The following is a 12,677-nucleotide window of genomic DNA, read 5'->3' as shown; positions in this document are numbered from 1 at the left end:
GAGATGCTCTTCCGTCGTGCGAGATGCCGGGGAGGCGGGCCCGTACGGATACGGGCCGGGAATCACCGGAAGTGCGTGCGCACCGGGCTCGGGTGCGGGGCGGAAGAGCGGCTGGTACTGCCCGATCGACTTCGGTCCATCGCAGCCCCACCTCCTCCGGCCGGTCCCTCGTGAGGGATGACGTGTGACGAGTAGTCGGGAGTTCGGGACTCCCGACCAGCGGCCAAGACTATCAGCCGACTGAGGGTCAATCCCTTCCTTTGCCCGTTCCATACGCGCTTTATGCTCAGCACATGGGAGAAGTTCTTGCTCTGGTCGAGGCCCGGTTGCGGACGGCGCTCGGAGAACCGGACGCGCGGGCCGCGGTGACGTTCCTCGGCACGGACCGGATCGAGGTGCTCCGCTTCATCGACGGCGACCTCGTGCGGTACGCGACCCTCGGCATGTCCGCACAGCCGATGGCCGACCCGACCGCCGCGCTCGCCGACCCGGTCAAGGGCCCGCGCGCGGAGCTCGTGCTGACCGTACGGGCCGGCCTCGCGGACACCGACAAGGTGCTGCGGCCGCTCGCGGTCCTCGCCGCGACCCCGCAGGTCGAGGGCGTCATCGTGGCCGCGGGCGCCTCGCTCGACGTCGGCGACCCGCTCTGGCCGGGCGCCGCCTTCACCTCGGTCCTGGTCGCCGAGTCCGGGGGCCTGGTCGAGGACCTGGAACTGGACGAGCCGATGGACCCGGTGCGTTTCCTGCCGCTGCTCCCGATGACCTCCAACGAGGCGGCGTGGAAGCGGGTCCACGGGGCGCAGGCCCTGGAGGAGCGCTGGCTGGCGCAGGGCACGGACCTGCGCGATCCGCTGCGCAGGTCCGTGAACCTGGACTGAGCCCGTCCGACGGGGGTGCGGCTCAGCCGGCGAAGACGCCGACGCCGTCCTCCGTGGCGTGCTTCGGGGCCAGTTCCCGGGCTTCGAGGGTGAGGGCGTCGCGGCGGACCCGGACGACCACGGCGCCGAGCACCGCGGCCACGCCCGCCACCACGAACGGCATGTGGACGTCGCTCCACTCCTCGATCTTCGGGGCGAGGTACGGGGCGGCGGCCGCGGCGAACCAGCGGACGAAGTTGTAGCCCGCGCCGGCCACCGGGCGCGGGGCGTCCGAGACGCCGAGGGCCAGCTCGGTGAAGACGGTGTTGTTGACGCCGATGAACGCGCCCGACAGGACCGTGCAGACGATCGCGGTCGTGTGGTCGCCGTACCCGAGCACCACCACGTCGGCCGCGAGCAGCACCAGTGAGCCGCCGAGCACGGTGAGCGAGCCGAAGCGCCGCTGGAGCCGTGGGGCGACCAGGACCGAGAAGACGGCGAGCAGCAGACCCCAGGCGAAGAACACGGCGCCGGACTTGTACGGCGTCATGTCCAGTACGAACGGGGTGAAGGCGAGCACCGTGAAGAACGCGTAGTTGTAGCAGAACGCGGCCGCCGCGGCCGAGGCGAGACCGCCGTGGCCGAGCGCCCGGATCGGGTCGAGCAGCGAGGTCTTGCGGGCGGGAATCGGCTGTTCCTTCAGGAAGACCGTGATGCAGAGGAAGCCGATCGCCATCAGCGCGGCCGTGCCGAAGAAGGGGTAGCGCCAGCCGGCGTCGCCGAGCACGGCGCCGAGGAGCGGCCCGCAGGCCATGCCGAGGCCGAGTGCCGACTCGTAGAGCAGGATCGCGGCCGCGCTGCCACCGGCCGCGGCGCCGACGATCACGGCGAGCGAGGTCGAGACGAAGAGCGCGTTGCCGAGTCCCCAGCCGGCCCGGAAGCCGACGAGTTCGGCGACGGAGTCCGAGGTGCCGGCGAGGGCGGCGAAGACGACGACCAGCGCGAGTCCGGCGAGCAGGGTCCGGCGTCCCCCGATGCGGCTGGAGACGAAACCGGTCACCAGCATCGCGACGGCGGTGATGAGGAAGTACGAGGTGAAGAGCAGCGACACCTGACTGGGCGTCGCGTCCAGACCCTGGGCGATCGACGGCAGGATCGGATCGACGAGGCCGATGCCCATGAAGGCGACGACGGACGCGCCGGCGGTGGCCCAGACGGCCGGTGGCTGACGCAGGATGCTGCCTCCGTCGGCGCATTCCTCTGCTTGCTCCATGGCTGTCGCTCCTCCGCGTCGAGATGGTTGCTATATACACAGAATAAGTTAGAGCGACTAATGAATGCAACATACATCTATATCGGGGGGTGGTAGGGGGTGAACGGCACGGGCCGGACGGGTGATCGTCGGTGATCGTCCTTGACGCGGGGCCCCGGGGGTAGGACCGTTGAGCCCTATGAGGGGCGAACCCAGTTGTCCGAAGTGTGGTGGCCGGGTCAGGGCGCCCGGGCTGTTCGCCGACTCCTGGCAGTGCGATGTGCACGGCGCGGTGCACCCGCTGCAGCCCGTGATCCCGCCCAGTGTCGAGGCCCTCGGCGTCGTGGTGCACCGGTCCCACGTGCCGGTGTGGATGCCGTGGCCCCTGCCCGTCGGCTGGCTCTTCACCGGAGTCGCGTACGCCGGTGACGACCGCAGTGGCGGACGCGCGACCGCAGTCGCCTGCTCGGGGCCCGGGCCGCTCGGCGGCATCGGCGAGCTGCTCCTGGTCGCCGAGGAGCTCGGCGTCGGCCTCGGCGCCCGGTACGCCGGCATCGACGGCCCCGACCCCGGCGCGGGCATGGCCATCGACAAACCCCCGCAGACGAAGGTCCTCGCCGCCGGACGCCCGACGCCGCTCTGGCATGTCAACGGTGCCCCGCAGGACCGCGCGGTCTTCGCGGGGGAGGCGCGCGGCCTCTGGCTGTGGGCGATCGTCTGGCCCGAGCAGTCCGGCCTCCTGATGTACGACGAGCTCGTCCTGACGGACCTGCGCGACGCGGGCGCCGAGGTCGAACTCCTACCGTGCGGGGCGCTGACACCGAGGCTGCTGAGCTGACGCGAGCCCGGCCGGTCCGGCCGGCTCCTTCCGTACGGGCGTGTTCGATTCGCCCGTTATGCTGGAGCGTCCCTCGTCCGTGCCGAAGTCCTGGAGTACCGCGTCGTGCGCATCGACCTGCACACCCACTCCACGGCCTCCGACGGTACGGACTCCCCGGCCGAGCTCGTCCGCAACGCGGCCGCCGCCGGGCTCGACGTCGTCGCGCTGACGGACCACGACACCACTCGGGGCCACGCCGAGGCGATCGCGGCACTGCCCGAGGGGCTGACCCTCGTCACCGGGGCCGAGCTGTCCTGCCGGGTCGACGGCATCGGCCTGCACATGCTCGCGTACCTCTTCGACCCCGACGAGCCCGCGCTCCTCGCCGAGCGCGAGCTCGTCCGCGACGACCGGGTCCCGCGCGCGCGTGCCATGGTCGGCAAGCTCCAGGAGCTCGGCGTCCCCGTCACCTGGGAGCAGGTCGCCCGGATCGCCGGCGACGGCTCCGTGGGCCGCCCGCACGTCGCCGAGGCGCTCGTCGAGCTCGGCGTCGTACCCGACGTGTCCGGGGCGTTCACGCCCGAGTGGCTCGCCGACGGCGGCCGGGCGTACGTCGAGAAGCACGAGCTCGACCCGATCGACGCCATCCGCCTGGTCAAGGCGGCCGGCGGCGTCACCGTCTTCGCCCACCCGCTCGCCGTCAAGCGCGGCCAGGTGCTGCCCGAGGCCTCGATAGCCCGGCTCGCCGAGGCCGGACTCGACGGCATCGAGGTCGACCACATGGACCACGACGAGGCGACGCGCGCACGGCTGCGCGGGCTCGCGAAGGAGCTGGGTCTGCTGACCACCGGCTCCAGCGACTACCACGGCAGCCGCAAGACGTGCCGCCTCGGCGAGTACACGACCGACCCCGAGATCTACGGCGAGATCACCCGCCGTGCCGCGGGGGCCTTCCCCGTCCCCGGCGCGGGGGGATCCGCCGCCTAGCCTCTGGTCGCCGGGTTCCACAGGGCCCGGAACCTCTCCGCGGGACCCGTCTCCCGGCCGGTCGGCCGGGAGGTCCGGCGCGCTCCGTGCCCTGCCCCGCGTGCGGGCGCGGGCCGGGCGGCCCGTCCCGAACCTGCCCAGTGGCTTCCTTCGTCCTGGTCCGCCCCCTCATGGCTCCGCGCCGTGACATGGGGTGGCGCTCTTCCTGCCCTGCCGTCGGAATCCTGCATTCCGCCCCGCCGGGTCACACCCCACCGTTCGACCTCTCCCGCAAGGCACCCCACCGTGTTCGACGTCGCCGTCTTCGGCTCGCTGTTCCTGACCCTCTTCGTGATCATGGATCCCCCCGGGATCACCCCGATCTTCCTTGCCCTCACCTCCGGCCGCGCCACCAAGGTGCAGCGCCGGATGGCCTGGCAGGCCGTCGCCGTGGCCTTCGGTGTCATCACCGTCTTCGGTCTGCTCGGCCAGCAGATCCTGGACTACCTGCACGTCTCCGTCCCCGCGCTGATGATCGCGGGCGGTCTCCTGCTGCTGCTCATCGCGCTCGACCTGCTCACCGGCAAGACCGACGAGCCCAAGCAGACCAAGGACGTCAACGTCGCCCTGGTCCCGCTCGGCATGCCGCTGCTCGCCGGCCCCGGCGCGATCGTCTCGGTCATCCTGGCCGTCCAGAACGCCGACGGCGCCGCCGCGCAGGTCTCCGTCTGGGCCGCCATCGTCGCCATGCACGTCGTGCTCTGGCTGACCATGCGGTACTCGCTGCTGATCATCCGGGTCATCAAGGACGGCGGCGTCGTCCTGGTCACCCGGCTCGCCGGCATGATGCTCTCCGCCATCGCGGTGCAGCAGATCATCAACGGCGTCACACAGGTCGTCCAGAACGCCTGACGCGCCGGGGAGCGTGTCCACCCGGCCCGCCGGCCCCCGGACACCACTGCGCCCCCGTACGGATTCCGCTCTTGCGAAGTCCGTGCGGGGGCGCGGTGCGTGGGTGGACCGGGCCTGTTATGAGGCCGAGGTCTCGGCGGGGCGGATCCAGATGCGCTGGCCGATCGAGGCGGCCTGCTGCACGATCCGGTTGACGGAGGCGGCGTCCACGACGGTCCGGTCGACGGGCGTGCCGTCGATGTCGTCGAGTCGCAGGATTTCGAAGCGCACAGGCTTCTCCCTTCGTCTGAGTTGATCCTCCTGGTGGAGAACTGCGTTACGTATGGGTCCAACGACATGCATCCTGCAAACATTCCTTACGCTAAGGAAAATTTTCGGATGTCTAACTACTAACGGGTAGGAGGGTGTGGCGGCCGGGCCCGGAGCGGCGGAGAATGAGCCCCGTATGAACGACGCAGACACCACTCAGGTGACCGAGACCGACGCCCGCCTGCGCGCACTCGACGCACGCATGGAGCGCACCAATGAGCTCCTCCAGCGGATGCTGGCCGAGGTCGCCAAGACCCCCTCCACCCACGCCATCTTCGTCGACGCAGGTTACGTCCATGCTGCGGCCGGGTTGCTGGTGACGGGAACCGAGGACCGGCGCTCCTTCGACCTCGACGCCGAGGGCCTCATCGAGGCCTTCATCGACAAGGCCCGCACGATCTTCGCCGACAGCAGACTGCTCCGCGTCTACTGGTACGACGGGGCAAGACGCCGTATCCACACCCCCGAGCAGCAGGCCATCGCCGAACTGCCCGACGTCAAGGTGCGCCTCGGCAACCTCAACGCCAACAACCAGCAGAAGGGCGTCGACTCCCTGATCCGCACCGATCTGGAGTCCCTCGCCCGCCACCGCGCCATCAGCGACGCCGCCCTCGTCGGCGGCGACGAGGACCTCGTGTCGGCCGTCGAGGCCGCCCAGGGCTACGGCGCCCGCGTCCACCTCTGGGGCATCGAGGCCGCCGAGGGCCGCAACCAGGCCGAGGCGCTCCTCTGGGAGGTCGACAGCCAGCGCACCTTCGAGCTCGACTTCTGCCGCCCCTACGTCACCCGCCGCCCCGTCACCACGTACGAGAACGAGGGCGAGCCGCCGCCGTCCCGCGAGGAGGTGCGGTTCGTCGGCGCCCAGATCGCGGCGACCTGGCTCGGCGAACGCGGCCGGGACCGGCTCGCCGAACTCCTCCCGGGCGCGCCCTATCTGCCGGGGGCCGTCGACCAGGACCTGCTCGTCGAGGCGGAGCGCCTGCTCAGCCGCTCCCTGCGCGGCCACGCGGCACTCCGGCGCGCCCTGCGGGACGGCTTCTGGCAGCACCTCAAGGCACAGTTCTGACGGCTGCCCGCGGGGGCGCCGAGGTCTCAGCGGGCGGTGCCGACTCCGGCGGGGGCCGAGGTCAGCGGGCGGTGCCGATTCCGGCGGGGGCCGCCGTCAGCGGGCGGTGCCGATTCCGGCGGGGGCCGCCGTCCGCTCCCAGAAGCCGGTGAGGCGGTCCGTCAGCTCCTGCGGGTGCGACACGTTGGGGGAGTGGCCGGCGCCCGCCACCACCGTGTGGTGCGCTCCCGTACGAGCGGCCGTCGCCGCGAGCGCGGCCGTGGGCCAGACCATCTCGTCCGCCCCGTACGCGATGTGCAGCGGCATCCGCAGCGCGGCGAGCTCCGCCGTACCGTCCTGACGGCTGAGCAGCAGCCGCCCGGCGCCCGCCAGTTGCGCGATCCGGGTCCGCATCCAGCGCCGCCGCAGGAAGCCCGCGAGCTGCGGCCTGTCGTCGGTGTCCGGCTCCTCGCCCCGGCTGTCCAGCCAGCACATCAGCTGCCACACCCGCTCCTTCGACAGGAACGCGAGGGAGACGCGCAGCACGCGCACCCGGACGCGCTGCGGCCGGGCGACCCGGCCCGGGCCCGAGGAGAGCAGGGTGAGGGAGCGGAAGGCGGCGGGGGCGAGCGAGGCGGCCCCGCGGGCCACCAGGCCGCCGAACGAGTGGCCGAGCAGATGGACCGGGCCGTCGCCCAGCGCCGCGGCCTGCGCCACCGCGTCGAGCGCGAGCGCCCTGCGGCGGTAGCCGGCCCGGCCGCGCGGGCCCGGGGACTGGTACTGACCGCGCCCGTCCACCGCCACGGCCCGGTACCCGGCCTCGCTCAGCGGACCGAGCAGGGCCAGGAAGTCCTCCTTGCTGCCGGTGTACCCCGGCAGCAGCAGCACCGTCCCGCGCCGCTCGCCCCGGGGCTCCGTGTCGAGCACGGCGAATTCGCCCCGCGCGGTCACGAGGTGGTGGGCACGGGTGCCGGGCGGCAGGAGGAGGGACCGGGGCTTGCTCATGTCTGGACTGTAACCGCGCGCGCCGAGGCCGGCCCGGGACCCCCTGTCCGTACGACGAACGTTGTTGATCACACGACCGCGGCCCGGCCCCTGGGGAGGGGCCGGGCCGCGGTCATGAGGGCGGGCGGGATCAGCTCTCGGGCTGAGCGGCCGCCGCCTTCTTGGTGGTGCGACGGCGCGGGGCCTTCGGGGCCTCGGCCTCGACGGCCTCGGCGACCGGCTCCGCGGCGGCCTTCTTCGTCGTACGGCGACGGGTCGGCTTCTTCGGCTCCGAGGCGTCGGGCGCCTCGGCGGCGACGGCCTTCTTGGCCGCGCGACGACGGGGAGCCTTCGGGGCCTCCTCGGCGGCCGGAGCCTCGACGGCGGCGACGGTCTCGGCGACCACCGGCTCCGCGACGGCCTTCTTGGCGGTACGGCGACGGGGAGCCTTCTTCGGCTCCTCGACCGGGGCCTCGACGACCGGCGCCTCGACGACCGGGGTCTCGACGACGGCCGGAGCGGCCTCGACGACGGCCGGGGCCTCGGCGACGACGGCCGGGGCCGCCTTGGTGACCGGGGTAGTGACGATCACGGTCGCGGCCGCGGTGGACGTGGCCGGCGAACCGGCGGCCTTCCGGACCACACGGCGACGCGCGGGCTTCTTCGGCTCCTCCTCGACGACCGGCGCGGGCGCCGGCTCGACGACGGGCTCGACGACCGGGGTGGAGGTCACCGGCGAACCGGCGGCCTTCCGCACCACACGGCGACGACGCGGCGCGGGAACCTCGGCCGTGACCGCCGCGGCGGCCTCGACGACGGCCTCGACGGGCGCGACAGCGGCCGCGACCGGCTCGGCCACCACCGGAGCGGCGGCGACGGTCTCGGCGACCGGCTCCACGACGGCCTTCTTGGCGGTACGGCGACGGGGAGCCCGCTTCGGCTCCTCGGCGGCCGGGGCCTCCACGACCGGCGCCACGGCGACGGGCGCCTCGACGACCGGCGCGGCCTTCGCGGCGCGCAGGGCGGCAGCGGCCGTCTCGACCGTCTGGAACGACACGGTGTCCTCGACCGGGCGGGCCACCCGGGGACGACGACGGCGCGGGGCCGGGGTCGGCTCCTGGGCCACCGGGGCCGGGGCGGCGGGCGCGGTGCGCACGGCCTCCGGACGGGCGGCGGTACGGCTGCGGCGGCGCGGGGCCTTCGACTCGGCGGCCGGGGCCTCGACCACGGCGGCCTCGACCACGGCGGCCACGGGCGCCGGGGCGGCGTCCTCGACCACGGTCCGGGCGGCCGGAGCCTTCCGCTCGGCCTGGGCAACAGCCGCGGGCGCGGCCTGGGCGGCCGGAGCCGACTGGGCGGCCTGGGCCACCGGCGCCGAGCCCGGGGCGCCGACACGGGTGCGACGGCGGCGACGCGGGGTGCGCGGGCCGGACTCGGCCTTCGCCTCGTCCGTCACCGGCGCGGTCTCGACGGCCGGGGCCGCGGAGGCCGCCGGCGCCGCGGCGTCGTCGAGCTCGCCGCCACGGGTACGACGGCGCTGACGCGGGGTCCGCGTCCGCTCCGGGCGCTCCTCGGTCCGCTCGGTCCGCTCGTTCCTGTCGTTCTTCGGACCGCGCGCACGGCGTCCGCCGGGCTCGCCCAGGTCCTCGAGCTCCTCCGCGCCCAGACCCGCACGGGTCCGCTCGGCGCGGGGCAGGATGCCCTTGGTGCCCGCCGGGATGTCCAGCTCCTCGAAGAGGTGCGGGGACGAGGAGTACGTCTCGACCGGGTCGTGGAAGTCCAGCTCAAGAGCCTTGTTGATGAGCTGCCAGCGCGGGATGTCGTCCCAGTCGACCAGGGTCACGGCGGTGCCCTTGTTGCCCGCGCGGCCGGTGCGGCCGACGCGGTGGAGGAAGGTCTTCTCGTCCTCCGGCGACTGGTAGTTGATGACGTGGGTGACGCCCTCGACGTCGATGCCACGGGCGGCGACGTCGGTGCAGACGAGCACGTCGACCTTGCCGTTGCGGAAGGCGCGCAGCGCCTGCTCGCGGGCGCCCTGGCCGAGGTCGCCGTGGACGGCGCCGGAGGCGAAGCCGCGACGCTCCAGCTGCTCGGCGATGTCGGCGGCCGTGCGCTTGGTGCGGCAGAAGATCATCGCGAGCCCGCGGCCGTTGGCCTGCAGGATGCGGGAGACCAGCTCCGGCTTGTCCATGTTGTGCGCGCGGTAGACGTGCTGCTTGATGTTGGCGACGGTGGCGCCCTCGCCGTCGGGCGAGGTGGCGCGGATGTGCGTCGGCTGCGACATGTAGCGGCGGGCCAGGCCGATGACCGCGCCCGGCATGGTCGCCGAGAACAGCATGGTCTGACGCTTCGCCGGAAGCATGTTGATGATCTTCTCGACGTCGGGCAGGAAGCCCAGGTCGAGCATCTCGTCGGCCTCGTCCAGGACGAGGACCTTGACGTGGGACAGGTCGAGCTTGCGCTGGCCGGCCAGGTCGAGCAGACGGCCGGGGGTGCCGACGACGACGTCGACGCCCTTCTTCAGCGCCTCGACCTGGGGCTCGTACGCCCGGCCGCCGTAGATGGCGAGCACGCGGACGTTGCGCACCTTGCCGGCGGTGAGGAGGTCGTTGGTGACCTGCTGGCACAGCTCGCGGGTGGGGACGACGACGAGCGCCTGCGGGGCGTCGGTCAGCTGCTCGGGCTTCGCCCGGCCGGCCTCGACGTCCATGGGAACGGTGACGCGCTCCAGGATCGGCAGACCGAAACCGAGGGTCTTGCCGGTGCCGGTCTTGGCCTGGCCGATGACATCGGTGCCGGTCAGGGCGACCGGGAGGGTCATCTCCTGGATGGGGAAGGGGGTGACGATGCCGACGGCCTCAAGGGCTTCGGCCGTCTCGGGGAGGATTCCGAGGTCTCGGAAAGTCGTAGTCAGGGTGCTGCCTCTTCTGTGGACGCGGTGCGAGGCGAACGAAGGGGGTCGTACCGTGCCGGGAACTGTCGGCGCGATCGTGGGATCGCTGCCGGGTGGCACGGGACCACTGCCGTCGCTCGAGCGTCGTACCGCTGAGGTGACCCTTCCGCGGGTCCGCCGGAAGGGCTGTCGGGCCGGAGCCGATCGGGCCACCGACCGGGCATCCTCATTCATGAGTCGGCCCACCGAATACGTCCGAACGTGCGAAAGCATGTCCGCATACTCAGCAGGCGCCTTATCACTGTACCCCGGAATCGCGCATGTGTGTTGAGAGAAATGGTGATGAGGGCACGGTCACACTGACTGACCAGCGCCTTCCCCCGGTGCCCGAGCGGGCTATTGTGCGCTCCATGGAGACGCCTGACAACGCCACACCCACCGGGATCGCAGCCAAGGACTGGGCGACGGCTTCCGCCGAGCCGCAGTACCGCGCCGCCGTCATCGACCTCCTCGGCGCCCTCGCCTACGGAGAGCTCGCGGCCTTCGAACGGCTCGCCGAGGACGCCAAGCTGGCGCCGACCCTCGCGGACAAGGCGGAGCTGGCGAAGATGGCCTCCGCCGAGTTCCACCACTTCGAGCGGCTGCGCGACCGTCTCGCCGCCGTCGACGCCGAGCCGACCGCGGCCATGGAGCCCTTCGCCAAGGCGCTCGACGACTTCCACCGCCAGACCGCGCCGTCGGACTGGCTGGAGGGCCTGGTCAAGGCGTACGTCGGCGACTCGATCGCCAGTGACTTCTACCGGGAGGTCGCGGCCCGGCTCGACTCCGACACGCGCGGGCTCGTCGTCTCCGTGCTCGACGACACCGGCCACGGCAACTTCGCCGTGGAGAAGGTCCGCGCCGCGATCGACGCCGACCCGCGCGTCGGCGGCCGGCTCGCGCTCTGGGCGCGCCGTCTGATGGGCGAGGCGCTCTCGCAGGCGCAGCGTGTGGTCGCCGAGCGCGACGCGCTGTCGACCATGCTGGTCGGCGGTGTCGCGGACGGTTTCGACCTCGCGGAGGTCGGCCGGATGTTCTCCCGGATCACCGAGGCCCACACCAAGCGCATGGCCGCGCTCGGCCTGGCCGCCTGAGTTCCTTCACGGCACTCCGCGCGGCAGAGGGGCGGCGGTCGCTCAGACCGCCGCTGATCGTCGCAGTCGCCGTGAGGCCGGCCTGATCAGCAGCGAGAGCAGCACCGCCGCCACCGCCACCGCACCGATCAGGGTGGCGAGGAAATGACCGGGGCCGAGGGCCCCGTGGGTGACGAGCGCGCCGAAGACGCCGCCCAGCGCGCCGGTGGCGAGGACGATCCCCCGGACGGGGAGGCGGTCGGGCAGCCGGAGCACGGCGGCCCAGGCCAGGGCGAAACCGAGCAGGGCGGAGCCGAGGGCTTCCAGGAACAAGGCGGATCACCTCGCGAGGGGTGCGGGGCGGGTGGTGCGGTCGATGCTTTTCCTACCCCGGCACTCCGGAAGGCAATCCTCCCCGACCCCCTGACGTGGTCATTCGGACAGACGAAGGGCCCGGTGGACCATGACGGTCCACCGGGCCCTTCCCGTAGATCCTGGGCTCAGAGCGCGCCGAAACCCACGCGGCGCACGGCGGGCTCGCCGAGTTCCACGTACGCGATCTTCTCGGCCGGGATGAGGATCTTGCGGCCCTTCTCGTCCGAAAGGCTGAGCAGCTGCGCCTTGCCGGCCAGCGCGTCGGCCACGGCGCGCTCCACCTCCTCGGCGGACTGCCCGCTCTCCAGAACGATCTCCCGGGGTGCGTGCTGCACGCCGATCTTGACCTCCACGGCTATGTCCCTCCGAACGGTCAGCGTTGCGCGAATACCGCGCCGTACGCTGCACACATTAGCCCGGTGAGGGGACGCGTACGGCTCAGTCGCCGCACGCCAGGAGCGAACAGCTCCCGGGAATGCTCAGTGACCCTCGGCGCTCAGCTGGCCGTCCACCGCGTGCAGCGGGAAGCCGGCGATGCCGCGCCAGGCGAGCGAGGTCAGCAGTCCGACCGCCTTGTCGCGCGGGATGGCGGACCCGCTCGACAGCCAGTAGCGGGCGACGACCTGGGAGACGCCGCCGAGGCCCACGGCGAGCAGCATCGACTCGTCCTTGGAGAGGCCGGTGTCCTCGGCGATGACGTCGGAGATCGCCTCGGCGCACTGCAGGCTGACCCGGTCCACGCGCTCGCGTACGGCCGGTTCGTTGGTCAGATCGGACTCGAAGACGAGCCGGAAGGCACCGCCCTCGTCCTCGACGTACGCGAAGTAGGCGTCCATCGTGGCCGCGACGCGCAACTTGTTGTCGGTGGTGGAGGCGAGGGCCGTGCGGACCGCGAGGAGAAGGGACTCGCAGTGCTGGTCGAGCAGGGCCAGGTAGAGCTCCAGCTTCCCGGGGAAGTGCTGGTAGAGCACCGGCTTGCTGACACCCGCGCGCTCGGCGATGTCGTCCATCGCGGCCGAGTGGTACCCCTGGGCGACGAAGACCTCCTGGGCGGCGCCGAGGAGCTGGTTCCGTCGGGCACGTCGCGGCAGGCGCGTGCCCCGAGGGCGTGCTGCCTCTGTCTGCTCGATGGCGCTCACGCGGCCTCCCAAA

At 72.5% G+C, this 12,677-nt stretch carries 13 protein-coding genes; 6 read left to right on the top strand and 7 right to left on the bottom strand.

What is annotated here, in order from left to right; all coding sequences use genetic code 11:
* The first annotated feature begins 293 nt into the window (after positions 1 to 293).
* On the top strand, positions 294 to 878 hold the full coding sequence (locus N5875_RS13485) for a suppressor of fused domain protein (RefSeq protein ID WP_318209080.1): 585 nt from the start codon (positions 294 to 296) through the stop codon (positions 876 to 878).
* A gap of 22 nt (positions 879 to 900) precedes the next feature.
* Here N5875_RS13485 and N5875_RS13480 read toward each other — a convergent pair whose 3' ends face one another.
* Complete coding sequence (locus N5875_RS13480; protein WP_338493881.1) at positions 901 to 2,130, bottom strand: MFS transporter; 1,230 nt, start codon at positions 2,128 to 2,130, stop codon at positions 901 to 903.
* 178 nt (positions 2,131 to 2,308) lie between these two features.
* Here N5875_RS13480 and N5875_RS13475 point away from each other — a divergent pair, with 178 nt between their 5' ends.
* The 3 genes from N5875_RS13475 (at position 2,309) to N5875_RS13465 (ending at position 4,807) form a co-directional block, all read left to right on the top strand.
* Positions 2,309 to 2,947 carry a DUF6758 family protein gene (locus N5875_RS13475; protein ID WP_209496679.1) on the top strand — a complete coding sequence of 213 codons (639 nt, stop codon included), beginning with the start codon at positions 2,309 to 2,311 and terminating at the stop codon, positions 2,945 to 2,947.
* A 105-nt stretch (positions 2,948 to 3,052) separates the two neighbouring features.
* Entirely contained in the window at positions 3,053 to 3,916 is an 864-nt protein-coding gene (locus N5875_RS13470; protein ID WP_318209082.1) for a PHP domain-containing protein, read from the top strand.
* Positions 3,917 to 4,201: 285 nt separating this feature from the next.
* The gene (locus tag N5875_RS13465; RefSeq protein WP_318209083.1) at positions 4,202 to 4,807 is read left to right on the top strand and encodes a MarC family protein; all 606 of its coding nucleotides are present in this window, start codon (positions 4,202 to 4,204) and stop codon (positions 4,805 to 4,807) included.
* Between the two features lie 117 nt (positions 4,808 to 4,924).
* Here the strand turns inward: N5875_RS13465 and N5875_RS13460 are convergent, their stop codons facing one another.
* Positions 4,925 to 5,077: a hypothetical protein gene (locus N5875_RS13460; RefSeq protein WP_086024648.1), complete on the bottom strand. Its 153-nt coding sequence runs from the start codon at positions 5,075 to 5,077 to the stop codon at positions 4,925 to 4,927.
* Between the two features lie 175 nt (positions 5,078 to 5,252).
* Between N5875_RS13460 and N5875_RS13455 the strand changes: the two genes are divergently transcribed.
* Entirely contained in the window at positions 5,253 to 6,182 is a 930-nt protein-coding gene (locus tag N5875_RS13455; protein WP_318209084.1) for an NYN domain-containing protein, read from the top strand.
* Between the two features lie 96 nt (positions 6,183 to 6,278).
* Here N5875_RS13455 and N5875_RS13450 read toward each other — a convergent pair whose 3' ends face one another.
* Positions 6,279 to 7,166 (bottom strand): alpha/beta hydrolase, encoded by an 888-nt coding sequence (locus N5875_RS13450; protein ID WP_318209085.1) that lies wholly within the window; start codon positions 7,164 to 7,166, stop codon positions 6,279 to 6,281.
* A 130-nt stretch (positions 7,167 to 7,296) separates the two neighbouring features.
* Positions 7,297 to 9,966: a DEAD/DEAH box helicase gene (locus tag N5875_RS13445; protein ID WP_338493874.1), complete on the bottom strand. Its 2,670-nt coding sequence runs from the start codon at positions 9,964 to 9,966 to the stop codon at positions 7,297 to 7,299.
* Positions 9,967 to 10,448: 482 nt separating this feature from the next.
* On the opposite strand from N5875_RS13445, the gene N5875_RS13440 reads away from it, so the two are divergent.
* The gene (locus tag N5875_RS13440; protein ID WP_055599553.1) at positions 10,449 to 11,171 is read left to right on the top strand and encodes a ferritin-like fold-containing protein; all 723 of its coding nucleotides are present in this window, start codon (positions 10,449 to 10,451) and stop codon (positions 11,169 to 11,171) included.
* Positions 11,172 to 11,213: 42 nt separating this feature from the next.
* Here N5875_RS13440 and N5875_RS13435 read toward each other — a convergent pair whose 3' ends face one another.
* From N5875_RS13435 to N5875_RS13425, 3 genes are all read right to left on the bottom strand, one after another.
* Positions 11,214 to 11,483, bottom strand: a complete 270-nt coding sequence (locus N5875_RS13435; protein WP_318209086.1) for a hypothetical protein — start codon at positions 11,481 to 11,483, stop codon at positions 11,214 to 11,216.
* Positions 11,484 to 11,650: 167 nt separating this feature from the next.
* A complete protein-coding gene (locus N5875_RS13430; RefSeq protein WP_030207540.1) occupies positions 11,651 to 11,878 on the bottom strand; it encodes a DUF3107 domain-containing protein in 228 nt (75 codons plus the stop codon).
* Between the two features lie 126 nt (positions 11,879 to 12,004).
* On the bottom strand, positions 12,005 to 12,664 hold the full coding sequence (locus N5875_RS13425; protein ID WP_030320731.1) for a TetR/AcrR family transcriptional regulator: 660 nt from the start codon (positions 12,662 to 12,664) through the stop codon (positions 12,005 to 12,007).
* Positions 12,665 to 12,677: the final 13 nt, after the last annotated feature.

The organism is Streptomyces sp. SJL17-4 (assembly GCF_036826855.1).
GTDB lineage: Bacteria > Actinomycetota > Actinomycetes > Streptomycetales > Streptomycetaceae > Streptomyces.
The sequence above is the reverse complement of the archived record's forward strand: the minus strand, read 5'-3'. Positions and strand labels throughout refer to the sequence as shown.

Excerpts from the sequence above, each read along its gene's own strand:
- N5875_RS13455 (WP_318209084.1), top strand. The coding sequence starts at position 5,253 with ATGAACGACGCAGACACCACTCAGGTGACCGAGACCGACGCCCGCCTG.
- N5875_RS13475 (WP_209496679.1), top strand. The coding sequence starts at position 2,309 with ATGAGGGGCGAACCCAGTTGTCCGAAGTGTGGTGGCCGGGTCAGGGCG.
- N5875_RS13450 (WP_318209085.1), bottom strand. The coding sequence starts at position 7,166 with ATGAGCAAGCCCCGGTCCCTCCTCCTGCCGCCCGGCACCCGTGCCCAC.
- N5875_RS13480 (WP_338493881.1), bottom strand. The coding sequence starts at position 2,130 with ATGGAGCAAGCAGAGGAATGCGCCGACGGAGGCAGCATCCTGCGTCAG.
- N5875_RS13485 (WP_318209080.1), top strand. The coding sequence starts at position 294 with ATGGGAGAAGTTCTTGCTCTGGTCGAGGCCCGGTTGCGGACGGCGCTC.
- N5875_RS13445 (WP_338493874.1), bottom strand. The coding sequence starts at position 9,966 with ATGACCCTCCCGGTCGCCCTGACCGGCACCGATGTCATCGGCCAGGCC.
- N5875_RS13440 (WP_055599553.1), top strand. The coding sequence starts at position 10,449 with ATGGAGACGCCTGACAACGCCACACCCACCGGGATCGCAGCCAAGGAC.